Below are 23666 nucleotides of genomic sequence, written 5' to 3'. Positions count from 1 at the left end.
GAGCACCTTGTGTCACCAGAAGGACTACTTGGTCACCAGCTCGACCGGGGTTTCGATCACGCCGTTGGTGCCGCTGTCGACTTTCTCGCCCTTGATGATCTTCAAGGCAGTCTCGATGCCGAACACCGCCTGCTTGGCGGCGAACTGGTCGGCGGTAGCCAGGACCCGGCCGTCCTTGAGCATTGGCTTGATGGCGTTGATATTGTCGTAGCCAACCACCTGGACTTTGCCAGCCTTGCCGGCTGCACGCACGGCAGACACTGCACCGACGGCCATGCTGTCGTTACCGGCCAGCAGCGCCTTGACCTGCGGGTACTCGCTGAGGATCGAGGCGGCTACCTTGTTGCCCTTGTCGATTTCCCAGTCACCGGACTGCAGGGACACCACTTTGATCTGAGCCGCTTCCATCGCATCCTTGAAGCCTGCGGTGCGAGCCTGGGCGTTGGTGGTGGTGGACACGCCTTCGATGATGCCGACTTCGTCACCTGCCTTCAGTTGCTTGGCCAGGTACTCACCCACCAGGCGGGCGCCTTTGCGGTTGTCCGGGCCTACGAAGGGCACGCTGATGTTCTTGCTCTTGACCACGGCCGGGTCCAGCTGGTTGTCGATGTTGATCACGGTGATACCGGCATCGATGGCTTTCTTGATCACCGGCACCATGGCCTTGGAATCCGAAGGCGCGATGACCAGGGCGTTGACCTTGGCCAGGATCATCTGCTCGACGATACGGGTTTGCCCGGCAGTGTCGGTTTCGTCCTTGATGCCGTTGGAGATCAGGTCGAAATCGGCGGAGTGTTCTTTCTGGTAAGCCTTGGCGCCGTCTTCCATGGTCAGGAAGAATTCGTTGGCCAGGGATTTCATGACCAGCGCGACTTTAGGTTTTTCAGGGGTTTCGGCGAAAGCCGAGGAGAGGGGCAATGCGGCGGATGCGGCAGCCAGCATGGCGACAGCAAGAAGGCGTCCAGCGAATGGCAGCTTCATGGGTTCACTCCGATCTTATGATTATTATGTGCAACGCTTGCGCTGGCGTAGGTTCTACAGCGTTCCGTGTAGGACCAAGCTATCAGAACACTGCGCAAACGTTTGCGAAGACCGAACTATGCGAACCCTGCGCAAATTTGTCAACGACCGCCAGTAGTGATTTTGTGTCAGGCCGAAGTACTGACCATGCTGCCACTGGTCGAACCTTCGGTGAGGGCCTTGGCCAATGCACCCGCCACCTGGGCGATTGCTCCGGCGGTGTCGGCAATACGCTGTTGCACCGCCATCACCGCAGTGGCCTTGGCTTCCTCATTGGCAAATTTGGTGGCCTGGGTGGCTGCCAGTTGCTGTTGTTGTTCGCGCAACTGCTGCTGCAGTTCTTTCATGCGCTTGAGCAACATCTGTACGGTAATACTCTGGCTGCTACTGCTGCTCTCGGTTTTCGAGTCTTGCTGGGCGGGCGCCACGCTCAACGGTTTATTCTCGCCCTCTTCCGGGGTCGCCGTCGGCGCGGAGGCTTCAGCAGCTGTCCGCACCGGGGCATCCGCCGGCTTGTTGGCAATATTGATCACACGCGCATTGGATAAAGCGACGGTCAACGACATTTTTTGCTCCCTCTTAAACGATCCATTACAGGGGCATCGACCGGTCGGGCGGATTCTTTAGGGCGGACCACCGATTCCGCATGAAACACCTATACCACTATTTTCAGCAGGGACTTTCGGGAGACCGAACAAAAGGACGGCGCTTGTTCGGAACTCCGGACGCTGCGCCCGCACATCGCTCACAACAAGATACAAATATTCGTTACAGATCAATATGTTACAAATAATCTTGTCACATAATACACATGGTACGGATCCTGCTCCCTCACTCTCACCCGGCATTCAGATGTGCCGGGGCCAACTGGAAGACCTGCAATCAGCACCGTCTCACCACAAGAGAGAAAAAAATAATGACATCTGCTCTTAAGTCCTTCGTTCCGGGCACCTTGGCCCTGCTGCTCCTCCTGCCTACCGCACTCCAGGCAAAAGAAACCCAGACCGAACAGAAACTGGCCAACGTGGTGATCCTTGCCACCGGCGGTACCATCGCCGGCGCCGGCGCCAGCGCGGCCAACAGTGCCACCTACCAGGCGGCCAAAGTCGGCATCGAGCAATTGATCGCTGGCGTGCCGGAACTGAGCCAGCTGGCTAACGTGCGTGGCGAACAGGTCATGCAAATCGCCTCCGAAAGCATCACCAACGACAACCTCCTGCAACTGGGCCGTCGCGTGGCGGAACTGGCCGACAGCAGCGACGTCGATGGCATCGTCATCACTCACGGCACCGACACCCTGGAAGAAACCGCGTACTTCCTCAACCTGGTGGAAAAAACCGACAAACCGATCATCGTTGTCGGCTCGATGCGCCCGGGCACCGCGATGTCTGCTGACGGTATGCTCAACCTGTACAACGCCGTGGCAGTCGCCAGCAGCAAGGATGCACGGGGCAAAGGCGTGCTGGTGACCATGAACGACGAGATCCAGTCGGGTCGCGACGTCAGCAAAATGATCAACATCAAGACTGAAGCGTTCAAGAGCGCCTGGGGCCCGCTGGGCATGGTGGTTGAAGGCAAGTCCTACTGGTTCCGCCTGCCGGCCAAGCGTCACACCATGGATTCGGAATTCGACATCAAGGACATCAAGACCTTGCCTGCCGTCGAAATCGCCTATTCCTACGGCAACGTCAGCGATACCGCCTACAAAGCCCTGGCGCAATCCGGTGCCAAAGCCATCATCCACGCCGGCACCGGCAATGGCTCGGTGTCTTCGCGGGTAGTTCCAGCCCTGCAAGCACTGCGCAAGGACGGCGTGCAAATAATCCGTTCTTCCCACGTCAACGCCGGTGGTTTCGTCCTGCGTAACGCCGAACAGCCGGACGACAAGAACGACTGGGTGGTTGCCCATGACCTGAACCCGCAGAAAGCCCGGATCCTGGCCATGGTCGCGCTGACCAAGACCAATGACAGCAAGGAACTGCAACGGATGTTCTGGGAGTATTGATCCCCTCGCCCGACCGATTCCGGTCGGGCAACCCGCCCGCCTGATAAAAAACCCGCCCTCGCCCCACACCAAAAGCGAAAAACCGCTGTCAGAGGAATTTCTTGAATTTTAAGCAGTTGCGATAATGCCTACAGTTTAATACTGTATGCACGTACAGCTTAATAAGGATAATTCCGTGGCCACTCCTGCATCCTCTCCAGACTCCTATGCACGCATGGGCATTCGAGTTCAGAAAATCATCAATTCCCCCACTGCCCAAAAAGCCAAAGCTGCGCTGATCTTCCGCCTGCCAGATGAACCGGTGGACGAGTGGGAGCAGTTGCTCGAAGAAATCGACGAAAACGATAACGTCACCCTCGCCTACCGCGACGATGGCGGCGTGCAGATTTTCTGGGTTGTGCCGAAGGAAGATTGATTCGATGAGCGTCCGCTGTTTAGCTTTACTGCTGCTGTTCTGTGCCATGGGCGCCCAGGCAGCCGCCCCTCGAACCTTCTCGGAAGCCAAGAAAGTCGCCTGGAAACTCTACGCGCCGCAATCGACCGAGTTCTATTGCGGCTGCAAATACACCGGCAACAAGGTCAACCTGTCCGCCTGCGGTTACGTGCCGCGCAAGAATGCCAAGCGCGCTGCCCGAATCGAGTGGGAGCACATCGTGCCGGCCTGGCAGATCGGTCATCAACGCCAGTGCTGGCAGGAAGGCGGGCGCAAGAACTGCACCCGTTACGACGCGGTGTACCAGAAGGCCGAGGCCGACCTGCACAACCTGGTCCCGAGCATTGGCGAGGTTAACGGCGACCGCAGCAACTTCAGCTTCGGCTGGTTGCCGGTGCAGTCGGGGCAATACGGCTCGTGCCTGACCCAGGTTGATTTCAAGGCGAAGAAGGTCATGCCGCGCCCGTCGATTCGCGGCATGATCGCCCGCACTTACTTCTACATGAGCAAGCAGTACGGCTTGCGTCTGTCCAAGCAGGATCGGCAACTGTACGAAGCCTGGAACAAGACCTACCCGGTGCAGGCCTGGGAAAGCCAGCGCAACCAGACGGTGGCGTGCGTGATGGGACGTGGTAACGAATTTGTCGGACCGGTGGACCTCAAAGCCTGCGGCTGAGTGCCAGGGCAAAAAAAAACGCCCCGGGTGGATAGCCCGGGGCGTTTTTTTATACCTGCTGCCTTACTGGCTCAGCGGACGCTCGATCACCAGCAATTCGATATTCTGCTTTTTCGCCCGCACCAGTGCCGCCTGCACTTCGGCCTGCTTGGCCTTGGCTTCGGCCTCGGAGTTATACGGCCCCATCAGAATGCGGGTCTTGCCGTTTTCCTTGACTACGCTGGACACGAAACTGTGCTCGATCAGCCAGCCGCTCAGGTCGCTGACCGCCTGGGTGATTTCGCCCCGAACTTCCAGATCCCACTGTGGCGCGGCAACTGCAGCGGACGTTGCAGCGACTGTCGGCTGCGGTGGAGGCACATCGCCACGCTTGCGCTCGTCGCACCCTGCCAACGCCAGTACTGCGACTACCCAGACCAATTTGCGCACAAGTTGTCCCTCTGAATGCTTAAAGCAGCATTTTAGCATTCATGAATAGTTCTTTAGAGCCGAAAAATCGAGATAAAACAACGAGAATGATGGGTCCGGCCTCTGTATAGTTACGCCTTGGGAATTAATGCAGCATCTGCGCGTCAGAAAGAGGCACCCAAACTGTGAGACTTCGCACTAATCTATACGTACCACCGACCTCTGCACTGTTCGAATCAGGTGCCCTACAAAGCAATCAAGGAGAAGACCATGCTGATACTCACCCGCAAAGTCGGTGAAAGCATAAACATTGGTGATGACATTACGATCACCATCCTCGGCGTCAGCGGCCAGCAAGTCAGGATTGGCATCAATGCCCCGAAGGACGTCGCAGTTCACCGCGAAGAGATCTACCAGCGCATTCAGGCTGGCCTGACCGCACCGGACAAGCCACAGAACTGATCTTGCGGCAGCCAGTAGCCAGCCCGTTCACCCAGAGCTCCGGCTGGCTAGGATTCAAGTGCCGCGCACCTGAACCTGCCACTGGCTAACCAAAGGTCACGGCCCGCGCCATGCCTGTGGCCGCCACGACCATCAGCAACACCAGCATCGCCTCCACATGACTGATTCGTGCAAACAGCTTTGCACGTCCAGCGTCTATTGCCCGCCCCCGCCCCAGTGCAATTCGCCATTTGATCAACGTGATCATCGGCGCCAGCTCCAATAGCAGGATCAGCACGAAGAGCGTCATCTTCAGGTGGAACAACGGCTGGTGCAGATAGAAGTCGGCGCCCTTCTCGTATCCGCCAAACGCACGCAGGCCGCCGGTCACCAGCAATACCACAGCGCTGACACCCCACAAATTATCGGCGATCAGCACGCTGCGTGGTTCTCCCGTCCCGGCCGCCAGCCGCCGCAACGCCGTCCCCCGGGACAACACCGCCCAGAAGCCCAGCGCATACGCCAATAGATGAACCGCCGCGAGCAACCAGTGAGTCAGCATCGGATACCCCTGTCAGTACGAACAATCGGACTGTCAGTAGTAGCTCATCGCGGCCGGACGCGCCTGCTCGCCGACGGGCAAAAGCTGGTCAAATTGAACTGGACCCCAGCACGAATAAACCTGGGAGCGGCTGGTCGTAATCTGTACATCAAGACAGCCCGACGCACTGCTGGCCGGTTTTTTTTGCTAATGTGTCATGCACTTTTTAAAGCGAATGGATTTGGCGACCTAAAGCTCAGCCAGGCAAACGCCAACCGCTTTTGACGCCTTAAAGGGGAAAATTTTGACGAAAACCGACATCGCTGCCTCCCTCCAGTCCGCTATCGACAACTGTGCTCGCGAACCCATCAGGACCCCGGGCAGCATCCAGCCCCAGGGATTTCTGCTGGTGGTCGATGAGGCCAGCATGACGGTGCTGCAGGTCAGCGAGAACGTGACTGACTGGATCGGTATCGCCCCGGCGCAGTTGCTGGGTCTTCATCTGGATGACCTGGTCAAGAGCGGTTCGGCCTTCGTCGACCAGTTGAGCGAGCTGGACGAGGATCAGCTGCAAGCGTTCCATGTCGGCGACACCACGCTGCTCAAGGGTGATCGTGAGGGGCAACTGTTCGCGATGATGCTGCACCGCAACGATGGCGTGCTGATTGCCGAACTTGAGCCCGCCAGCGATGCTTCCAGTGCGCATGGCCGGCTCTACCCGCTGATTCGTTCGTTCATCAGCCAGATGCGCGAAGACGAAAGCATCGATGAGTTGTGCCTGCGTTCCGTCGGATTCATCAAGCGCATTACCGGCTATGGCCGGGTGAACGCCTACCGGTTCGACAAGGAAGGCAATGGCGTGGTCAACGCCGAACTGGCGGACGAAGGTTACGACCAGTACCTGGGCCTGTGCTTCCCGGCCTCCGATATTCCGCAGCAGGCGCGCGAACTCTACTGCGCCAACCGCATCCGCATCATCGCCGACGTCGACTATGTGCCGTCGCCGATCATCCCTGCGCACAACCCCACCACTGGCCAGCCGCTGGACTTGAGCTTTGCGACGCTGCGCAGCGTTTCTCCGGTGCACCTGCATTACATGCGCAACATGGGCACCGGTGCGTCGATGTCCATCTCCGTTGTCATCGATGGCCAACTGTGGGGGCTGATTTCCTGCCACAACCATGCACCACGTGACGTCAGCTTTCAGACGCGCACCGCCTGCGAGCTGCTGGGCCGGGTGTTGTCGCTGCAGGTCGAGACCAAGGGCGCGCACCTGCGCAGCCAGAAAATGCTCAGCCTGAGAAAGCAGATCGTGCAGATGCTCGCGGCCATGGCCGATCACGACAGCGTGCTCAATGGCCTGAAATCCGTACCCGACGTATTCCTCGGTTTCGTCGGCGCCAGCGGCGCAGCAGTGGTCTCTGATACCGAGTGCGACCTGTATGGCCTCACTCCCCCGGAAAACCAGGTGCAGGCGCTCACCACCTGGCTGAACCATCGCCAGGGGTCCGACGTATTTCATAGCGACAATGTCGGCCGCGACATCCCGCAACTGCCTGGCCTCACCAAGTCCATCGGTGGAGTGCTGGCGGTATCGATTTCCGAAGTCCATTCCAACTACATCCTGTGGTTCAAGCCCGAGCAGACCCATGTGGTGCAATGGGCGGGCAAGCCGGAAAAAGTGCTGGATGTCAGCGGCTCGCTCTCGCCGCGCCAGAGTTTTTCCAAGTGGCAGCAGACGGTAGAGGGTTACTCGACGCCCTGGGAAGAAACCGAGATCGAAGGCGTTGCCGAATTGCGCCTGGCGGTGCTGGGTATTGTCTTGCGTAAGGCCGAAGAGCTGGCGCAACTGGCCACCGAGTTGAAGCGCTCCAACAAGGAGCTGGAAGCGTTCAGCTACAGCGTCTCCCACGACCTGCGCGCCCCGCTGCGGCATATCGCCGGCTACGCCGAACTGCTCACCGACATGGAACAGGGCAACATGACCGAGCGCGGCCAACGCTTCCTCGGCACCATTGGCGAGTCGGCGAAATTTGCCGGCACCCTGGTCGACAACCTGCTGAGTTTCTCGCAGATGGGGCGCTCGGCCATGCGCCTTTCCGAAGTCAATCTCAGCGCGATGATCGAGTCGATCAAACGCGAAATGCAGCCTGAATACGATGGCAGGAAGATTGAATGGGTCATGGGCGATCTGCCAATCATCGTCGCCGACCCCGCGTTCCTGCACCTGGCCATGCGCAACCTGGTTGCCAATGCCATCAAGTACACCCGCAACGAAGAAGTCGCGATGATTGAAATCACCGCGGCCGAGACAGCCGACACCGTGACTGTAAGCATCAGGGATAACGGAGTGGGCTTCGACATGCAGTACGCCGGCAAGCTGTTTGGAGTATTCCAACGCCTGCACCGTATGGATGAGTTCGAAGGAACCGGCATCGGCCTGGCCAACGTCAGGCGGATCGTCGAACGCCATGGCGGCACCGTCAAGGCCGAGGGCGTCCTCGACCAGGGCGCGACGTTCTCCATGACCCTACCGAAAAAACACCTGAGCCCAGTCGCCCGATGACCCAGAGAAAACGCCATGCTTAAACCGATACTGCTTGTAGAAGACGACCCCAACGACCTGGAACTGACCCTGGTGGCCCTCGAGCGCAGCCAGCTGGCCAACGACGTGATCGTCGTGCGCGACGGCGCCGAGGCGCTGGACTACCTGTTCCGCCGCAACGCCCATGCCGGTCGCGCCGATGGCAATCCGGCCGTCCTCCTGCTGGACCTGAAATTGCCGAAAGTCGATGGCCTGCAGGTGCTCGGGGCGATTCGCTCGGCTGAGGAGCTGCGCAGCATCCCGGTGGTCATGTTGACCTCGTCCCGGGAAGAGCCGGACCTGTCGCGCGCCTATCAGCTGGGCGTCAACGCCTACGTGGTCAAACCCGTGGAATTCAAGGAGTTCGTCGGCGCCATTTCCGACCTGGGTATTTTCTGGGCCGTGCTGAACGAACCGCCACCGGGCTCGGTCAGATCCGTGCGCCGCCCTAACTCCTGATTTTTTCGACGAACATGCACAGCTGAACTACATGCCACTGAACAAGCTGAAAATCCTCCTGATCGAAGACAGTCCTCACGACGCTGAGTTGACTGTGCTGACCCTGGAGGCTAGTGGCATCGAAGTTGATTCGACCCTGGTGCACAACCACAAAGGGGCGAAGCAGGCGCTTGACCAGGACACCTTCGATGTAGTGCTGTGCGACTACCTGCTGCCGGGTTCCTCTGGCGCCGATGTACTGCAGATTGCCCAGCAAATCGCGCCCCAGACTCCGTTTATCTTTCTCTCGGGCATGTTTGGCGAACACCAGGCCGTGGAGATGATTCGGCTGGGGGCGGTGGATTACGTCCTCAAGCAAAACCTCAAGATGCTGCCCAAGGCGGTCCGCCGTGCCGTTTCGGAAGTGCGCGAGCGCAAGCAGCGGTTGGTGGCGGAAGCTGCCCTGCAGGAAGTCGAGGCGCGCGCGCGGCTGGCGATCGAGGCAGCGGAGATGGGCGTATGGGAGCTTGAACCCAGCACCGGCCGACTGCTGTGGGACGAGCGTTGCAAGGCGCTGTACGAACTGCTGCCGACCGCATCGATCGACCTCGCCTACCTGCTCGACCGCTGTCACCCGGACGACCGCTCGCTGGTCGAAGAAAAACTCCAGGAAGCCATGAGCGCCCAGGCGGATTATCAGGTCGAGTACCGGGTCATCCTGCAGGGCGGCCGCCAGCGCTGGATTTTTTCCAACGGCCGCTCGGTGTTCGAGAACGGCCAATGCGTGCGGTTCACCGGGGTCATGCAAGACGTCAGCGAACGCAAACGCGCCACTGAAGAACTGGTGGAACTCAACGAAGCGCTCGGCCAACGCGTCGAACAGCGCACCCGCGAGCGCGACCGCACCTGGGAGCTGTCCCGGGAGCTGTTGGCCGTGCTGCGCCTGGACATGACGCCCATCGCGTTCAATCCGGCGTGGAAAGCCGCACTGGGCTGGTCCCATGAACAGATCAGCCAGATGCGCCTATGGGAACTGATTCATCCCGAAGACCTCGAGGCAACCGTACGCGAAACCGAAAGCATCGCCCGCGGCAACGTCTCCACCCGCTTCGTCAATCGCATGCGTCACCTGGGCGGTGACTATCGCTGGCTGTCCTGGACCATCGTTCCGGAAAACGGCCTGATGTATGCCGCAGTGCGCGACATTACCGAAGAGCGCGCCGTGGTCGACGAACTGGCCGCCGCCAACCAGCGGCTGCGCGACCAGATCCAGGAGCGCGAGCGGGTCGAAGCTGCGCTGCAGCAGATGCAGCGCCTGGAAGTCGTCGGGCAACTCACCGCTGGCGTGGCGCACGACTTCAACAACCTGCTGACGGTCATCCTCACCAGCACCACGTTTGCCATCCGCGATGTAGAGAAAGGCACGCTGGAAAAGACCACCCGGCGCCTGCAAAACGTCATCGAGGCCGGTGAGCGTGGCGCCAGGTTGACCGCGCAACTGCTCTCGTTCTCGCGTCGGCAAAGGCTTGAGCCAACCGTCATCAGCCTCAACGACACCATTCGCGGCATGGGTAGCCTGCTGGCGCGGGCACTCGGCGGCAGCATCTGGATCAAGAGCGAACTGTGCCCCGATCTCTGGCACGCCATGGGCGACCCGACCCAGACGGAAATGATCATCCTCAACCTCGCCATCAATGCGCGGGATGCCATGGCGATGGGCGGCACCCTGTGCTTTTCGACCTTCAACGCGGAAATCACCGAGCCTGCGGTCCGCCCCGAAGACCCGGAGCCCGGTCGGTACGCCGTCCTGGCGATCCAGGACTCGGGCAGCGGCATGAGCGACGACACCTTGCTCAAGGCCTTCGAACCGTTCTTCACCACCAAGGAAGTCGGCAAGGGCTCGGGCCTCGGCCTGGCGCAAGTCTTCGGCTTTGCCAAGCAGTCCGGCGGCGGGGTAAGGATCGAAACGCAGCTTGGAGTGGGCACCAAAGTGATGGTCTACCTGCCCAGCGTGGAAAAGAGCCTCGTAGTACCTGCCGAAACCCTGCCTGAAGTGGCGCCTCAGGCACTCGTAGAGGGCCGCACCGTGCTACTGGTCGACGATGATCCGGCCGTCCGCGCGGTCACCGTGCAGATGCTGGAATCCCTGGGCTACAGCGTCGAAGAGGCGCAGGACGGAATACAGGCCCTGGAAAAACTCGGGCCGAAGATCGATGTGGTGGTGACCGACTTCGCCATGCCCGGCATGACCGGTGGCGAACTGGCGGAACTGATCAGAGAAAAAACTCCCGAGGTGCCGGTACTTTTCGTCACCGGCTACGCCGACGTGGACGTGCTGGGTCTGGAGGCTTCGGCCGTGGTGCAGAAGCCGTTCAGCGAGCATGTGCTACGCGACAAGCTGCATAATGCATTGAGCAAACTTCGCATCGACTAAGCCCCTTTCGTCGCCCGCGCCTGTGAGGATAGAGAAATGGTCTGCTCGGACAGCCGCAATTTGCAGAAGTTCAACTAGCCTGAGTCTACGTCCCGCCAAGAGGAGTAGAAACGATGATCCTGCGCATGGTGGTTTCAGACTGGGTTTGCCTCGCCTTTGCGGGCGCCTGCGGTTTGGCATTGATTTCCATGGTGTTCTGGTGGGATCAGTGGCTGGCGTTGATCCTTAACTAGCCGCCTTCTACGGCGTGAAGCCCGGCAAAAGTGCCGTTCGGCGGCTGCGTTGAAAAATTGATAATTCTTCTCATTAAGGGGATTCCGCTTTGCTCTGATTCAGCTCTACAATGCTGACGCTGACCAGTCTCAGCTTGGAAAACCACGTCAGGGAAGAGCGCAATGAAATCCTCAGCAGTCTTTGCCACGCTTCTGTTTGCCGTCGCTACATATTCCGCCGATACCCTTAGCGCCTCAGACGACTATTACACCGCCTATTCCATCGAAACCGTCGCCGGCGAAATGCCGATCCGCAACGTGGTGGTCAAGAGAGCCGGAGAGACTTTCACCTCTTATAGTGGCTTCCAGTTTGACTGCACGACTCAAAAGTATATTCAGACTGGCTTCTACAGCTCACCTGAAAGCGCGCTGGCCGAACTCGCCGAGACCAAGGCCGCTGGCAACTATATCTACTCTTCCCTCTCCAACTCGGCGCGCATGAAAGCGTGCGGGCTTGAGCCCGGGCTTAACGTCAGCGATACGAACCAGCCACCCAACGCGTCCTGAGTAGCGCCTTGGGGGATCCTGGCCTGATCGCTGGGTACGGACTGTCTCCCGATACGCGCGGCAAGGCTAGCTACTCGCAACCCATTTTGTCAGCCAGTCGCCCGCGAGTGCTTTTTAATGCTGCCTGCGTCATCAACGGCAGCTCGCCCCAGAATGACAAGCCGGTGCGCTGTTCAATCTGCAGGACACTTACCTGGTAGTCGCAGAAGCTCGCGCCACGCGGAGTGTTTTGATTCATCACGAACGAAGCGTAAAGCCCCCGCTCAGGCGAGCTTCCGACAAAGATAATTTTCCAGTACCCACTCGGAATCGTGTGCACCTTGTCCGTGCGCGGCAGCACGCCGACGAAGCCTTCATACAGCGGCCCGGTCATGACGTGGACCTCATCGATGGCAGGATCCTTGCTCAGGCTGCGCTCCTGATCCTCAAGCCGCGCCCACGCCCCCTGGTTCAAATCGGACTTCTGCGGAGTGATGTTCGATAGGTAGTTCAACGATTGCCAGTCAGAAACCCCACCCAACGACGCCAGGTTGGCCTGGTGACCGCGATCGATTTTCAGCGCGGCACTGGCACCTCTGTAGTCCGCCGGAGCGAGTGTTTCGCCAGGGGGATTATCCGGGTCGGCTTTCCACACTCGCGGCCGATTCGTCGCCGCAGTGGCCTTCGTGACTTTGTAGGCAACCCAGTTGGCGAATTTGGTCGAAGCATTGTTGTTCAGCGTGTAGGCCTGCCGATTGAGTGTGAGCGCTCCACCGCCCATCGGGCACCCCACTGCGCAATTGTCGGTCGGAGTTGAGTGCACGTGCGACTCGGTGCTCGGGATTTGCGTGGTTGGCGTGGTTGGCGTGGTTAGCGTGGTTGGCGTGGTTGGCGTGGCTGGCGTGGCGGCGCAGGCTGCCAGGATCGGTATCAGGAATAAAGAAAGGTGCTTGAGGTTGCGGCTTCCTTGCATGGGTCTGGTCCTTTTTTTGGGGCTGAGCGCTGGAGGACCACTTTGCCGTTGAGGGTGGGATGCGTACGAGAATTGGGGGTTGTGCGGGGCGGGTTTACATAATGGACTTTAAACAGGCATTGCTGAACTAAGCGGCGCTGCGGTTTCAATTCCTCGCGAGAGCGCTGTGAGCCCTAGCTCCTGCAGTGACTTGAACTCGCCACCGCCCTCGCCTTCCTGCAACGCTCATCAAACACCGCACCTAAGCGACTTTCATTGCGTCGACACGTATTCTCCAATCAGCCATGCGATGCAGATACTCGCGCCAATTGGTGAAGGCTTGCTGTTGTCGTGCGGTAGCTTCAAGCCATTTCGAGCTGCCGATGTGTTCGACGGACAGGGACATCATCTGCCCGGTCGCAGAATCAAGTTCGTCAATCAGCTCACGGCCGTTGGGCATATCGAGGATAAGAGGTCGCATAGAAACCTTCTTTATTTGAGGTACTACATCGACTCGCTAACTGGTTGATCGTGCGTGGGTTCCGATGAATGGTGCTCATCGCACAGCTCCGAAGGCAAGCAGGGCCCGCTACCTGCTGTGAACCCCTGTAGGCAGCCTACGAGAACAAATTGGTTCGGCAGGTGCAATTCACCGATATTCCTGTCCAGTAGGCGTCGACTCCCGGGCGCAGCGCCTGGCTTCCATCGCGTCACGCGTCGAACCTGGGAGACAAAGGAATCCGCACCTTGGGGAACCAGCGTTTACATTGCCCAGTGTGAACGATGCCTATATTTTGTGAACGTTCTGCATAAAGCCCAGGCAACAAAAAAGGGCCCACCTTTCGGTGAGCCCTTCTAGACCGCCCAGCAGAGCGGATTTTGTTTGGTAGGCGCGATTGGACTCGAACCAACGACCCCCACCATGTCAAGGTGGTGCTCTAACCAACTGAGCTACGTGCCTGCTGTGAGGCGGCATTCTACGGAATTCCGGAGGGGTGTCAACACCTTTTTTCGCGCTAACCCTATGAATATGCAAAATATTTAATTTTGCCGCTGCGGCGAAGAATTTCCGGTGGCTGGCGGGGGATTTTCAAGTCGGGTAGGATCGCTGCACTCGTAAAATATATTAAACAGAGGCACGCGGATGGCGAACACTCCTTACCCAGAGTCCTATTACGCCGCATCGGCCAATGCGGTTCCGCCGCGTCCGGCTTTGCAGGGTGAAATAGAGACTGATGTCTGTGTGATCGGCGCCGGGTATACCGGATTGTCCTCCGCCCTGTTTCTGCTGGAGAACGGTTTCAAGGTCACCGTGCTGGAGGCCGCCAAGGTTGGCTTTGGTGCTTCGGGGCGCAATGGTGGGCAGATCGTTAACAGTTACAGCCGCGATATCGACGTGATCGAGCGCACGGTCGGGCCCAAGCATGCTCAGTTGCTGGGGCAGATGGCGTTCGAGGGTGGACGGATCATTCGTGAGCGGGTGGCCAAATATAATATCCAGTGCGACCTGAAGGACGGTGGGGTGTTTGCCGCCATCACGGCCAAGCAGATGGGTCATCTGGAGGCGCAGAAGCGTCTGTGGGAGCGCTTTGGGCATACGCAGCTGGAGTTGCTGGATCAGGCGCGTATACGCGAGGTGGTGGCTTGCGATCAGTATGTCGGCGGCATGCTCGATATGAGTGGCGGGCATATTCATCCGTTGAACCTGGCGCTGGGTGAGGCTGCGGCGGTGGAGTCTTTGGGCGGGACCATTTATGAGCAGTCGCCGGCGGTGCGCATCGAGCGTGGTGCCAGTCCGGTGGTGCATACGCCGCAGGGCAAGGTCAGGGCCAAGTTCATTATCGTCGCGGGCAATGCCTATCTGGGCAATCTGGTGCCGGAGCTGGCGGCCAAGTCGATGCCCTGCGGGACTCAGGTGATTACCACTGCGCCGCTGGGTGATGCGTTGGCCAGCAGTTTGCTGCCGCAGGATTACTGCGTGGAGGACTGTAATTATTTGCTCGACTATTACCGCCTGACTGCGGACAAGCGCTTGGTTTTCGGTGGTGGTGTGGTGTACGGCGCGCGGGATCCGGCCAACATCGAGGCAATCATTCGGCCGAAGATGCTCAAGGCATTTCCGCAGCTCAAGGATGTGAAGATCGATTACGCCTGGACCGGGAATTTCCTACTGACTTTGTCGCGACTGCCGCAGGTGGGACGGCTGGGGGACAACATCTATTACTCCCAGGGCTGCAGCGGGCATGGGGTGACGTATACGCATCTGGCGGGCAAGGTGTTGGCCGAAGCGTTGCGTGGGCAGGCTGAGCGTTTTGATGCGTTTGCGGACTTGCCGCATTATCCGTTTCCAGGCGGGCAATTGTTGCGCACGCCGTTTGCGGCGCTGGGGGCCTGGTATTACGGGTTGCGGGATAGGTTTGGGTATTGACCTGCGCTGCAAACCCACTGCAAGAGTGAGCCTGCTCGCGATGAGGCCAGCACATGCAACATCAACGTTGCCTGTGAGTGCCCTATCGCGAGCAGGCTCACTCCTACAGGTGCAATCGTTTCTCCACAGGTGGATTGGCGTCTAGATTCGATCGCGAGGGATGCCGCTACGGATTCGCAGGATGTCGGCGAGTACCGCCAGGGCGATTTCTGCGGGGGTCTTGCTGCCCAGGTTGAGGCCGATCGGCGCGTGGATTCGCGCCAGGTCGGCATCGCCCAGCCCACCAATGCGGCGCAAACGTTCGAAGCGTTTCTGCGAGGTTTGTACCGAGCCCATGACGCCGATGTAGAACGCGTCAGTGCGCACCGCCTCCATCATCGCCAGGTCATCGATGCGTGGGTCGTGGGTTAACGCCACGACCGCGGTGTCGCTGTGGCAGCCGCCGTCGGCGATGAACATCGAGGGCAATTGCCGGCAGATCTCGACGTTCTCCAGCACCACGCCTTCGAGCACTTCATCGCGCGGATCGCAGAGAATAACTTCAAACCCAAGGCCCACGGCAAACTCTGCACAGGCCTGGGCGACACTCGAATAGCCCGCCAGCAACAAGCGCTGGGCGGCGCCGATGCGCACCCGAACCCGATCGACTTCGCGCTCGATGCGCACACCCTGCTCCCTGTCCGCGAACAGCTCGCGGGCACCGCTGGCCAGATCGACTTCGCGGATCAATCGTCGCTGGCCGAGCAACGCCGATTCCAACTCCCGCAGGTGCGCCTGAACCTCGCAGGCCGGCTCAAGCTTCTCCACCAGCACGTCAAGAATCCCGCCACAAGGCAGGCTGATGCGCGAGCGCGGATCATCGCCTTCGCCGTACCGAACCACGCACACGGCTTGCTCGAATGCGCCTTCAGCAACGCGCTCAAGAAAGTCCTCTTCGACGCAACCACCCGACAGCGAGCCGATCCATTGCCCCTCGCCGTTCACCGCCAGCAACGAGCCAGGCGCGCGAGGCGCCGAGCCATAGGTGGCGAGCACCGTGCATAGCCAGACCTGCTGGCCGGCAATCGACCATTGCAGCGCGCGCCGTACCACTTGCAAGTCCAGATGCTGCATATCAATGCACCTTGTGTTCGGTTGGAGGAGCGTCCGCCTGCAGCTTCTGCACGTCGCCGACAGCCAGTTCAGCCGATTGACCACCCCAGCCCTGACGCAGGTAATTGAGCAGGTCGGTCAGCTGACCAGGGCTGAGTTTGTCGGCAAAACCCGGCATCGGCTGCATACGCTCGAAGCCGACGAATTGCTGCTCGCCGATGCCATCCTCGATCACCCGCAGCAGATTGCGCGGGTCGTCCAGGCGCAGCGTGGTGTTGCCACGCATGGCCACCGCGATGTGCGGTTTGCCCTCGCCCTCCACCGCATGACAGCCGGCGCAGACGTTGAGGTATTCCTGGCGACCGCGCTGGGCGCTGGCGCTCAACTTGTCCAGAGGTACTTCGGTCAGCACTTTCGCTGCCGGCGGCTGATCGCCGAGCAGGTAGGTAGCCATCGCCGCCAGGTCCGGATCAGTCAGGCCCTGGGTGCTGTTGTGGAACACCGGGAACATCTCGTTGAACATGGTGCCCTGGGCGCTCATGCCGTGCTTGAGGAACGAGCTCAGGTCCTGGTGGTTCCAGCCACGGTTCGCCAGGTCGTCAGCCAGCAGGCTCGGCGCCAGGTAGCCGTTGAGCACGCCGCCGGTCATGCGTTTGTCCTGCTGCATGGCACCGGGCAAGCCGCGTGGGGTGTGGCACTCGCCGCAGTGGCCGAGCACGTCGACCATGTACTGGCCGCGCTTGAACGCCTCGCTTTTGCCCTCGGTGGACGCCAGCTTGACGTCCTTGCCGTACAGCATGTTCCAGCCCGTCAGGCCCAGACGCACGTTGAACGGAAAACTCAGGCTGGTCACCGGCGCGGCGCGCTCGATGGGTTCGATGGTTTTCAGGTAGGCGTGAATCGCGTCGGAGTCTTCACGGGGCATCAGGTGATAGGAGGTGTACGGCATCGCCGGGTACAGGTTGGCGCCATCGCGACGCTTGCCTTCGGTGAGCGCAGCGAAGAATTCTTCATCGCTGTACTGACCGATGCCGTGCTCCTTGCTCGGCGTGATGTTGGTGCCATAGATGGTACCGAACGGCGAGACGATCGGCAGACCGCCTGCGTATGGCGCGCCACCCGGGGCGGTGTGGCAAGCCATGCAGTCGGCCGCGCGTGCGAGGTATTCGCCGCGCTTGACCTGATCATCGGCGTGGGCCAGCAACACTGGCGCAGCCAGGCCGACCGCCAATGCCAGGCGGGAAAGTTTATTGTTCATGCTCAACCCTCCTTGACCAGGCCGAGATCGGTCAGCACGTTGCGCGTCGCGCTGTAGTACCGCACGTAGCCGGTGCAGCGGCAGATGTGGTGACCCAGGCTGTCTTCAATCACCTGTTCCAACTGGCTCTTGACGATCGGTTGGCGTTGCAGCTTTTCTACCAGCACGGTCGCGGCATTGACGAAACCTGGCGCGCAGTAGCTGCACTGGAAGGCGAATTCATCGACGAAGCGTTGCTGGATCGGGTTTAGCTCTGTGACCTGGCCTTGCTCATCACGCTTGGCATGGCCTTCGATGGTCCGCACCTTCTTGCCTTCGAAATAGTGGGCGCCGGTGATGCAGGTGCGCACTTCCTCGCTGGTGCCGTCGGGGTTGTCGACGATCACCACGCAGGCATGGCAGATGCCTTGGCCGCAGCCCAGGCGCGAACCGGTGAGGTTCTTGTATTCGTGCAGGTAGTCGATCATCGGCAGGTCATCAGGGATGTCCACCGGGCCGACGGATTGACCGTTAAGGGTCAGTTGAAGCGGACGGTTAGCCATTGAGGGCCTCCTTGATGCGGGCAGAAGTGATTGGCAGGTCGCGCACGCGCTTGCCGATGGCGTGGGCCACGGCGTTACCGATGGCGCCTACGACTGGGATCATCACCACTTCGGCGATGCCTTTGGATGGATCGCTCGGTGACAGCGGCGGCAGGATTTCCGCCGTCTGCTGCCACACCGCAACATGGCGCGCCATGGGCAGGCGATAGCGGTTGAAGTTCCAGTCACCCTCCCCCGGCCCGCCTTCGTACAGCGGCATTTCTTCCAGCAGCGCGTGGCCGATACCCATGGCGATACCGCCTTCGAGCTGGCCCCTGACCAGTTCTTCCACCAGTACCCGACCGCACTCGACCCAGGAGTGATGGTTGAGCACCTGCACCTCGGCCGAGCCCTTGTTCACTTTCAGTTCGACCAGGGTCGCCACCGGGCTGTAGTAAGTCACCGCGGCGTTGTTCAGCTGGGTGTCCGGGTAATGCACGTTCTGCCGATCGAGCAGATGGAAACCGGCGCTGTTCATCTGCGCTTTCTTCGCATTCGGTGCGCCGTCGCCGTATTTCACTGCCAGGCCATCGAGTGGCAGGCGCTCGCGCACACCGTCGATGCTGTACTCGGCCTCGGCCCAGCTCCAACGGTTAAAACCGTGCACGGTGGCGCCAGTGACCAGGCCTTGGTCGTGGGCGTGTTTGGCCAGTTGCTCGAAGCTCAGCGGCTGCATGCCATTGGCCGTGAGTTTGCCGTCGACCCAGTGCGCGTCTTCGCGACGCACCACGTAGGGGTTCGCCTGGCCGCCATACGGGCCCTGGCGCCAGATCTGCAGTGCCGCCGGCCACAGGCCGTGGTTGAACAGCACGCGCGCCGCTTCGCGGGTGGCGTGGCTGAAGTAATAAGCAGAGTTGGTCGCCGACGAGGCCGATGCCAGCTTGCCGACCCAGCGCGGGTTGCGCAGCAGGTTGTCCTGCTCGGCCTGACTCATGATGTACGGGTTGCCGCCGGTGATCAGCTGCAACTCTTGCCATTCGGTCTCGCCAGTCTTCACTTCATGGGCCGGGCTGCCGAGGAAATCGGCCACGACCATGGCTTGCGAAGTGGACATGCCGGTACCGATCTCGATCCCGATGTGGCGCAGGTGAATGCGTCCTTCGGCGTTGAATTCGATGCTCGCCATCGGCGCTTCCGAACCGGTGCCGAAGTCTTTCTGGCAGATGGCGAAGCCGACGCCGTACCAGTGATCCGGATCCTGCGCTTCACGCTCTTGCTTGAACTTGTCGCGGTTCTTCCAGACGTCGTGCACCGCCGCCTTGTCGAGGATTTCGTGCAGGCGCAACGCACCCGCCGGCACCGCGCCCTGAGTGTTTTTCATGCCCGAGACCATGGCGTTTTTCTTGCGCAGGTCGATGGCGTCGATGCCGAGGCGACCGGCAATTTCGTCGACCATCATCTCGGTCGAGGCCATGCTCTGCAGGGTGCCGTAGCCACGCATCGAGCCGGCTTCAACAGCGCGGGAGTGATAGGCCGTGACCTGCAGATCGTTCTGCGGCATGTAGTAGATCGATTGCGCCGCCGTGGCGCCGACCGCCGCTACCGAGGGGCTGTAGTTGACGCGTCCGCCGCCGTCGACGCTCATCTCGGCGCGGAAAATCTTGAAGCTGTGATCGGTCTTGTCCACCGCCAGCTGATAGCGGATGTCGAACGGGTGACGCTTGATGCCGCTCTGGAACTGCTCGTAGCGATCGTTGGCCAGACGCACCGGCACACCGGCACCGTACAGGGCCGCCAACGCGGCGTAGTAGACGAAGATATTGTGGTCTTTGGACCCGTAACCCACGGTATAGCCTGGGTGCATGTTGAGGTTGGCCAGGCCGAAACGCGACGGCGCGATCATCTTCGCGGTCTCGGTGGCGGTCTCCAGTGGGCACTGGGTGGCGACCACAAAATGCAGGGTCTTGGTCGCAGGGTCGTACCAACCGTTGCCGTTGTCCGGCTCCATGGCGGCCGGCTCGATCGACGGGGTCTTGTAGCGCTCGTCGAACACCAGCCAATTGTCTGGTGGGCTGTCGATCTGCTGCTTCATGCGATCGGCGTAGAACAGCCCGCGCTCGGTCAGGTTGCCGTGCAGGTTGGGCTGAGAATTCCACACCGGGCGACGGTTTTTCAACATTGGGAAAAGGATCGAATCCTTGAGGCTGGCGAATTCGTCTTCGTCGGCCGAAGTCGCGCCGCCGACCCGCACGTAGCGGAAACTGCCGTAGGGATCACCTTCGTAGAACGGCACCTGGGCGCCGTAGCGGATGGCTTTGTCGTTGAATTTGAGCTTGGCCTTGGCCTGGCGGAAGCGCTCGAAGTCATTCCAGATCAGGATCGCTACCGGATGGCCGATGAACATCGGCACCTTGCCGACTGGCAACAGCGGATCGGGGGCGTGCTCTTCGGGGAAGACGATGCCGTCTTTCTCCAGGTCTTCAGCGGTGACGATGCGGTCCGGCTGCAAGTCGGCACCCAGCCACGCCAGGTCGTAACCGGCGTAGAGGCGGTCGGCCTTGGTGATCTTCAGCAGCATGGCGTGGCCTTGCTGCTGGGGCCAGCCCGGCATGTCCTTGGCGCGGATGTCGCGGGCAAAGACCTTGCTGCCGCACACCTTGGACAAGGCATCGTTACGCGAGCGCGCCTTGCCGTTGTTGCCGAGCCATTGCTCGGACGGCACGGTCACGCTGTTCTCCATCAAGGCGGCCAGCGCCTGGGTGCTGAGCGGCGTAAGCGTCACGCTCACCCCCGCCACCAGCCCGCCCTGTAGGAACGAGCGCCGGGATATATCACGGTTGGACATGGATCATCCTCTGAGCGGTTATGGGCCCGCCCTTCTGGTTATGTTCTGGAAATCTCGAGTCTTGCAGAAACCCTTTTTGGACGGAGCAAAGGGCTGTGTTGACAGTGCAAAGCTGACCGAAAGGTTAACTTTAAAGGTTTCTGCGCTCGCGGCAAACAACCAGTTACAAAAATCTGACCAGAAGATCAAAATATCGAGGATTTGTGGGTTGATGGTGCCAGGTCGGTTCTATGGCGGATGGGATGACGCGATCGCGAGCAGGCTCACTCCTACAATGATCTGTGTTGCGGCACAGGAAGCGCGCCGCAATTCCCTGTGGGAGTGAGCCTGCTCGCGATGACGGCAAATTAGTCACCCCGATTTTGCCTGGTCTATCGCCATCGCCGGCAAGCCGGCTCCTACACGGATTGGCGCGAGCTTAGAAATCCACCGTCGCCGAAAGCAGGTAGGTCCGTGGGGTCGAGAGGGTCAGGCCAGGCTCGCTGTCGTCCGAGGCGCCTGCGGAGCTCCAGTAGCGTTTGTCAGCCACGTTCTCGACGTTGCCGCGCAAGGTGATGGTCTTGTCGTCGACCTTGAATGCGTAGCGAGCACCCACGTCGAAGCGCTCCCAGGAGTCGATTTCCTTGTTGTTGGACTGGTCCAGGTATTGCGAGCTGGAGTAGATGCCGCGGCTGGTGAGGGTCAGGCCCTGGACGGTGGGCACGTCCCACTCGGCGCCGAGGTTGACGTTGTATTTCGGCGTCGCTGGCGCACGGTTGCCGTCGAAGGTGCCGTTGGTGGTGTGGGTCAATTCACTGTCGATGTACATCACACCACCGAGCAGGCGGAAGCCATCGAGGGGTTCGCCGAACACGCTCAGCTCAACACCTTTGTTCTCACGCTTGCCGTTGGGGCCGAACACCCGCGTGGTGGCATTGGTTTCATACGCGGGTTGCTTGATGCGGAATACCGCAGCGGTGACCGCGAACGGACCGGCGTCATACTTCGCGCCGACTTCGACCTGACGGCTGATGAAGGGCGGGAAGATTTCATCTTCGTTGACCGAGGTCGATGGGGCGATTTTGCCTTGGCTCAGGCCTTCCATGTAGTTGGCATACAACGATAACTTGTCGGTGGCCTTGAACAGAATGCCGCCCGACGGCGAAACCTTTTCCTCGTCATAGGCGGTGGCGCCTTTGATGTTGTCGGACCAGTCATCCACTTTCACCCGCTGCCACCGCGCGCCGAGGGTCAACAGCAAGCGATCCTCGAAGAAGCCCAGGGTGTCGGACAGGGCCACTCCGCTGAAGCGGTTCTCGGTGTAGACCTTCGCATCCTGGCGAGTCGGCCTGGCCGGCGTGGGAGTGTCCACCGGGTTGTAGATATTGCTCGGCGCTGCTGCATAGCGCGCTCCGCCATTCTCGAAATCCATGTAGAAGTAGCTGGCCGCGAGATTGACCTCGTGGCTCACCGGGCCGGTATGAAACCAGTTGCGCACCCCGGCCGTGGCCGTGCGCACATTTTCGTCGCGGGTGAAGTCTCGGGGTTGAACGCTGAAATCGCCAGCGTCGTTGGTGACCGAAACCGCATGCCGGAGGAAGTCATGATTGCTTTTGCGCGCGCCGACCCCGCCGTACAGCATGACCGAATCGCTGACGTCGAACTCGCCGTTGACCGTGCCGAAAGTATCCTCGGTCCGCGCCTTGCTCCAGGCCTGCGCGTAGTTGTGGCGCACGTCGCTGGCATGCGGGACCTGAGCGTTGGCGCCCACCTGCACACGCTCCTGTGGCGCGTCGGTATTGCGCTCGGTGTGGCCGATGTCCGTCGACAGCCGCAGGCGCTCGCCGCGAAAGTCCAGGCCCAATACGGCCATCTCGCGGTCGACGCTCTGGTGATCCCATTCGGTGTCACCCGACTGCTTCACGCCATTGAAGCGCAGGCCGAATTTATCGTCTTCGCCAAAGCGTCGACCGACATCCACGGCGCCGCCGAGTTGGTTGTTGGACGCGTAGCTGCCGGTGAATGAAGTGATCGGTGTGTCTGTCGCCCGTTTGGGCACGACGTTGATCCCGCCGCCCACGCTACCCCGCGGAGAGATGCCGTTGATCAGCTGGCTGGGGCCCTTGAGGATATCGACGCGATCGGCCATTTCCATGTCAATGGTGTAAGTCGGCAGTACGCCATACAGGCCGTTATAGGCGACATCACTATTGAACAGGCTGAGCCCGCGAATGGTGAACTGTTCGTAGCGCCCGCCGGCCGGGTTGGTGGCGCGCACCGAAGGATCGTTGGCGATCAGATCGCCCAGGGTTCGGGCTTGCTGGTTTTCGATCACCTCGCTGGTGTAGGTGGTCATGCTGAACGGCGTTTCCATGAAGTCTTTCGAGCCGAGCAACCCTTGTGAGCCACGACGCGCAACCTGGCCGCCGGCAAACACCTCGCCACCCTCCCCGCCGGTGGCGCCGAGAATCGAAGTGGGGGCCAGTTGCAGGCTGCTACCGTCCGGGCTCGGCGTGAGAATGTACGCTTGCTCGCCCACCGCCTGCAGTTGCAATCCGGAACCCTGCAGCAACCGGGCAAAGCCCTCCTCGACGGCAAATTCACCGGACAGCCCGCGACTGCTGCGCCCGCTGACCAGCGCCGGGTCCACCGACAGATTGACTCCGGACAAACCGGCAAATCGGGTCAATGCATCGCTCAGGCTGCCAGCCGGCACCTGATAGCTACGACGGCTGCCGTCCTCAGCCCAGGCTGGCGAGATCAACAATGGGCTGGCACTCAGGCCCAGCATCAGGCTCAGGTGCAACAACGGACGCAGGCGCGGGGAGGAAGCGGTAGGCATTGAATAGGCTC

General features: G+C 60.4%; 20 protein-coding genes and 1 tRNA gene. 9 read left to right on the top strand and 12 right to left on the bottom strand.

Translation table 11 applies throughout. From position 1 onward, the window contains the following. Nucleotides 1–24: 24 nt before the first annotated feature. Nucleotides 25–981: a sugar ABC transporter substrate-binding protein gene (locus ORL50_RS09260; protein ID WP_266012979.1), complete on the bottom strand. Its 957-nt coding sequence runs from the start codon at nucleotides 979–981 to the stop codon at nucleotides 25–27. Between the two features lie 167 nt (nucleotides 982–1148). Further along, entirely contained in the window at nucleotides 1149–1586 is a 438-nt protein-coding gene (locus tag ORL50_RS09255) for a hypothetical protein (RefSeq protein ID WP_266012977.1), read from the bottom strand. 350 nt (nucleotides 1587–1936) lie between these two features. Here ORL50_RS09255 and ORL50_RS09250 point away from each other — a divergent pair, with 350 nt between their 5' ends. The 3 genes from ORL50_RS09250 to ORL50_RS09240 all read left to right on the top strand — a co-directional run bounded on the left by ORL50_RS09250 (nucleotide 1937) and on the right by ORL50_RS09240 (nucleotide 4134). Continuing rightward, entirely contained in the window at nucleotides 1937–3025 is a 1089-nt protein-coding gene (locus tag ORL50_RS09250; protein ID WP_266012975.1) for an asparaginase, read from the top strand. 145 nt (nucleotides 3026–3170) lie between these two features. Next, entirely contained in the window at nucleotides 3171–3440 is a 270-nt protein-coding gene (locus ORL50_RS09245) for a DUF1654 domain-containing protein (protein WP_416236014.1), read from the top strand. Nucleotides 3441–3444: 4 nt separating this feature from the next. Next, on the top strand, nucleotides 3445–4134 hold the full coding sequence (locus ORL50_RS09240) for an endonuclease (protein ID WP_045057922.1): 690 nt from the start codon (nucleotides 3445–3447) through the stop codon (nucleotides 4132–4134). A gap of 63 nt (nucleotides 4135–4197) precedes the next feature. Here ORL50_RS09240 and ORL50_RS09235 read toward each other — a convergent pair whose 3' ends face one another. Then, nucleotides 4198–4563, bottom strand: coding sequence for an SPOR domain-containing protein (locus ORL50_RS09235; RefSeq protein WP_266012971.1), 366 nt, complete (start codon nucleotides 4561–4563; stop codon nucleotides 4198–4200). A gap of 249 nt (nucleotides 4564–4812) precedes the next feature. Here ORL50_RS09235 and csrA point away from each other — a divergent pair, with 249 nt between their 5' ends. Beyond that, nucleotides 4813–5004 (top strand): carbon storage regulator CsrA, encoded by a 192-nt coding sequence (csrA, locus tag ORL50_RS09230; protein WP_045057924.1) that lies wholly within the window; start codon nucleotides 4813–4815, stop codon nucleotides 5002–5004. A gap of 85 nt (nucleotides 5005–5089) precedes the next feature. Here csrA and ORL50_RS09225 read toward each other — a convergent pair whose 3' ends face one another. Next, nucleotides 5090–5545, bottom strand: coding sequence for a DUF2214 family protein (locus ORL50_RS09225; protein ID WP_266012968.1), 456 nt, complete (start codon nucleotides 5543–5545; stop codon nucleotides 5090–5092). Between the two features lie 283 nt (nucleotides 5546–5828). Between ORL50_RS09225 and ORL50_RS09220 the strand changes: the two genes are divergently transcribed. The 4 genes from ORL50_RS09220 to ORL50_RS09205 all read left to right on the top strand — a co-directional run bounded on the left by ORL50_RS09220 (nucleotide 5829) and on the right by ORL50_RS09205 (nucleotide 11759). Further along, nucleotides 5829–8090, top strand: coding sequence for an ATP-binding protein (locus ORL50_RS09220; RefSeq protein ID WP_266012967.1), 2262 nt, complete (start codon nucleotides 5829–5831; stop codon nucleotides 8088–8090). Between the two features lie 15 nt (nucleotides 8091–8105). After that, nucleotides 8106–8567, top strand: a complete 462-nt coding sequence (locus ORL50_RS09215) for a response regulator (protein WP_266012966.1) — start codon at nucleotides 8106–8108, stop codon at nucleotides 8565–8567. Nucleotides 8568–8598: 31 nt separating this feature from the next. Further along, nucleotides 8599–10980, top strand: coding sequence for a response regulator (locus ORL50_RS09210; RefSeq protein WP_266012961.1), 2382 nt, complete (start codon nucleotides 8599–8601; stop codon nucleotides 10978–10980). 395 nt (nucleotides 10981–11375) lie between these two features. Next, on the top strand, nucleotides 11376–11759 hold the full coding sequence (locus tag ORL50_RS09205; RefSeq protein ID WP_266012958.1) for a hypothetical protein: 384 nt from the start codon (nucleotides 11376–11378) through the stop codon (nucleotides 11757–11759). Nucleotides 11760–11829: 70 nt separating this feature from the next. Here the strand turns inward: ORL50_RS09205 and ORL50_RS09200 are convergent, their stop codons facing one another. The 3 genes from ORL50_RS09200 to ORL50_RS09190 all read right to left on the bottom strand — a co-directional run bounded on the left by ORL50_RS09200 (nucleotide 11830) and on the right by ORL50_RS09190 (nucleotide 13651). Further along, complete coding sequence (locus ORL50_RS09200; protein WP_266012956.1) at nucleotides 11830–12711, bottom strand: DNA/RNA non-specific endonuclease; 882 nt, start codon at nucleotides 12709–12711, stop codon at nucleotides 11830–11832. Between the two features lie 241 nt (nucleotides 12712–12952). Further along, nucleotides 12953–13171 (bottom strand): hypothetical protein, encoded by a 219-nt coding sequence (locus ORL50_RS09195; protein ID WP_266012953.1) that lies wholly within the window; start codon nucleotides 13169–13171, stop codon nucleotides 12953–12955. Nucleotides 13172–13574: 403 nt separating this feature from the next. After that, nucleotides 13575–13651: transfer RNA gene (locus ORL50_RS09190), tRNA-Val, on the bottom strand. Between the two features lie 183 nt (nucleotides 13652–13834). On the opposite strand from ORL50_RS09190, the gene ORL50_RS09185 reads away from it, so the two are divergent. Continuing rightward, nucleotides 13835–15118: an NAD(P)/FAD-dependent oxidoreductase gene (locus tag ORL50_RS09185; RefSeq protein ID WP_266012950.1), complete on the top strand. Its 1284-nt coding sequence runs from the start codon at nucleotides 13835–13837 to the stop codon at nucleotides 15116–15118. A 141-nt stretch (nucleotides 15119–15259) separates the two neighbouring features. On the opposite strand, the gene ORL50_RS09180 is transcribed toward ORL50_RS09185, so the two are convergent. The 5 genes from ORL50_RS09180 to ORL50_RS09160 all read right to left on the bottom strand — a co-directional run bounded on the left by ORL50_RS09180 (nucleotide 15260) and on the right by ORL50_RS09160 (nucleotide 23655). After that, nucleotides 15260–16231 (bottom strand): XdhC family protein, encoded by a 972-nt coding sequence (locus ORL50_RS09180; protein WP_266012947.1) that lies wholly within the window; start codon nucleotides 16229–16231, stop codon nucleotides 15260–15262. 1 nt (nucleotide 16232) lies between these two features. Further along, on the bottom strand, nucleotides 16233–17468 hold the full coding sequence (locus tag ORL50_RS09175) for a c-type cytochrome (RefSeq protein WP_266012944.1): 1236 nt from the start codon (nucleotides 17466–17468) through the stop codon (nucleotides 16233–16235). Between the two features lie 2 nt (nucleotides 17469–17470). Continuing rightward, the gene (locus ORL50_RS09170) at nucleotides 17471–18010 is read right to left on the bottom strand and encodes a (2Fe-2S)-binding protein (protein WP_266012941.1); all 540 of its coding nucleotides are present in this window, start codon (nucleotides 18008–18010) and stop codon (nucleotides 17471–17473) included. Beyond that, nucleotides 18003–20834, bottom strand: a complete 2832-nt coding sequence (locus tag ORL50_RS09165) for a xanthine dehydrogenase family protein molybdopterin-binding subunit (RefSeq protein WP_266012938.1) — start codon at nucleotides 20832–20834, stop codon at nucleotides 18003–18005. Before ORL50_RS09165 ends, ORL50_RS09170 begins: the two co-directional genes overlap by 8 nt. A gap of 418 nt (nucleotides 20835–21252) precedes the next feature. Then, on the bottom strand, nucleotides 21253–23655 hold the full coding sequence (locus ORL50_RS09160; protein ID WP_266012935.1) for a TonB-dependent receptor: 2403 nt from the start codon (nucleotides 23653–23655) through the stop codon (nucleotides 21253–21255). Nucleotides 23656–23666: the final 11 nt, after the last annotated feature.

Origin of the sequence: Pseudomonas sp. RIT-562, assembly GCF_026241895.1 — a bacterium.
Lineage (GTDB): Bacteria > Pseudomonadota > Gammaproteobacteria > Pseudomonadales > Pseudomonadaceae > Aquipseudomonas > Aquipseudomonas mandelii_F.
This window is presented reverse-complemented; position numbering and strand designations above follow the sequence as displayed.

Excerpts from the sequence above, each read along its gene's own strand:
- ORL50_RS09180 (WP_266012947.1), bottom strand. The coding sequence starts at position 16,231 with ATGCAGCATCTGGACTTGCAAGTGGTACGGCGCGCGCTGCAATGGTCG.
- ORL50_RS09185 (WP_266012950.1), top strand. The coding sequence starts at position 13,835 with ATGGCGAACACTCCTTACCCAGAGTCCTATTACGCCGCATCGGCCAAT.
- ORL50_RS09170 (WP_266012941.1), bottom strand. The coding sequence starts at position 18,010 with ATGGCTAACCGTCCGCTTCAACTGACCCTTAACGGTCAATCCGTCGGC.
- csrA (WP_045057924.1), top strand. The coding sequence starts at position 4,813 with ATGCTGATACTCACCCGCAAAGTCGGTGAAAGCATAAACATTGGTGAT.
- ORL50_RS09205 (WP_266012958.1), top strand. The coding sequence starts at position 11,376 with ATGAAATCCTCAGCAGTCTTTGCCACGCTTCTGTTTGCCGTCGCTACA.
- ORL50_RS09160 (WP_266012935.1), bottom strand. The coding sequence starts at position 23,655 with ATGCCTACCGCTTCCTCCCCGCGCCTGCGTCCGTTGTTGCACCTGAGC.
- ORL50_RS09250 (WP_266012975.1), top strand. The coding sequence starts at position 1,937 with ATGACATCTGCTCTTAAGTCCTTCGTTCCGGGCACCTTGGCCCTGCTG.
- ORL50_RS09255 (WP_266012977.1), bottom strand. The coding sequence starts at position 1,586 with ATGTCGTTGACCGTCGCTTTATCCAATGCGCGTGTGATCAATATTGCC.
- ORL50_RS09260 (WP_266012979.1), bottom strand. The coding sequence starts at position 981 with ATGAAGCTGCCATTCGCTGGACGCCTTCTTGCTGTCGCCATGCTGGCT.
- ORL50_RS09200 (WP_266012956.1), bottom strand. The coding sequence starts at position 12,711 with ATGCAAGGAAGCCGCAACCTCAAGCACCTTTCTTTATTCCTGATACCG.
- ORL50_RS09240 (WP_045057922.1), top strand. The coding sequence starts at position 3,445 with ATGAGCGTCCGCTGTTTAGCTTTACTGCTGCTGTTCTGTGCCATGGGC.
- ORL50_RS09225 (WP_266012968.1), bottom strand. The coding sequence starts at position 5,545 with ATGCTGACTCACTGGTTGCTCGCGGCGGTTCATCTATTGGCGTATGCG.
- ORL50_RS09175 (WP_266012944.1), bottom strand. The coding sequence starts at position 17,468 with ATGAACAATAAACTTTCCCGCCTGGCATTGGCGGTCGGCCTGGCTGCG.
- ORL50_RS09215 (WP_266012966.1), top strand. The coding sequence starts at position 8,106 with ATGCTTAAACCGATACTGCTTGTAGAAGACGACCCCAACGACCTGGAA.
- ORL50_RS09245 (WP_416236014.1), top strand. The coding sequence starts at position 3,171 with ATGCACGTACAGCTTAATAAGGATAATTCCGTGGCCACTCCTGCATCC.
- ORL50_RS09165 (WP_266012938.1), bottom strand. The coding sequence starts at position 20,834 with ATGTCCAACCGTGATATATCCCGGCGCTCGTTCCTACAGGGCGGGCTG.
- ORL50_RS09210 (WP_266012961.1), top strand. The coding sequence starts at position 8,599 with ATGCCACTGAACAAGCTGAAAATCCTCCTGATCGAAGACAGTCCTCAC.
- ORL50_RS09195 (WP_266012953.1), bottom strand. The coding sequence starts at position 13,171 with ATGCGACCTCTTATCCTCGATATGCCCAACGGCCGTGAGCTGATTGAC.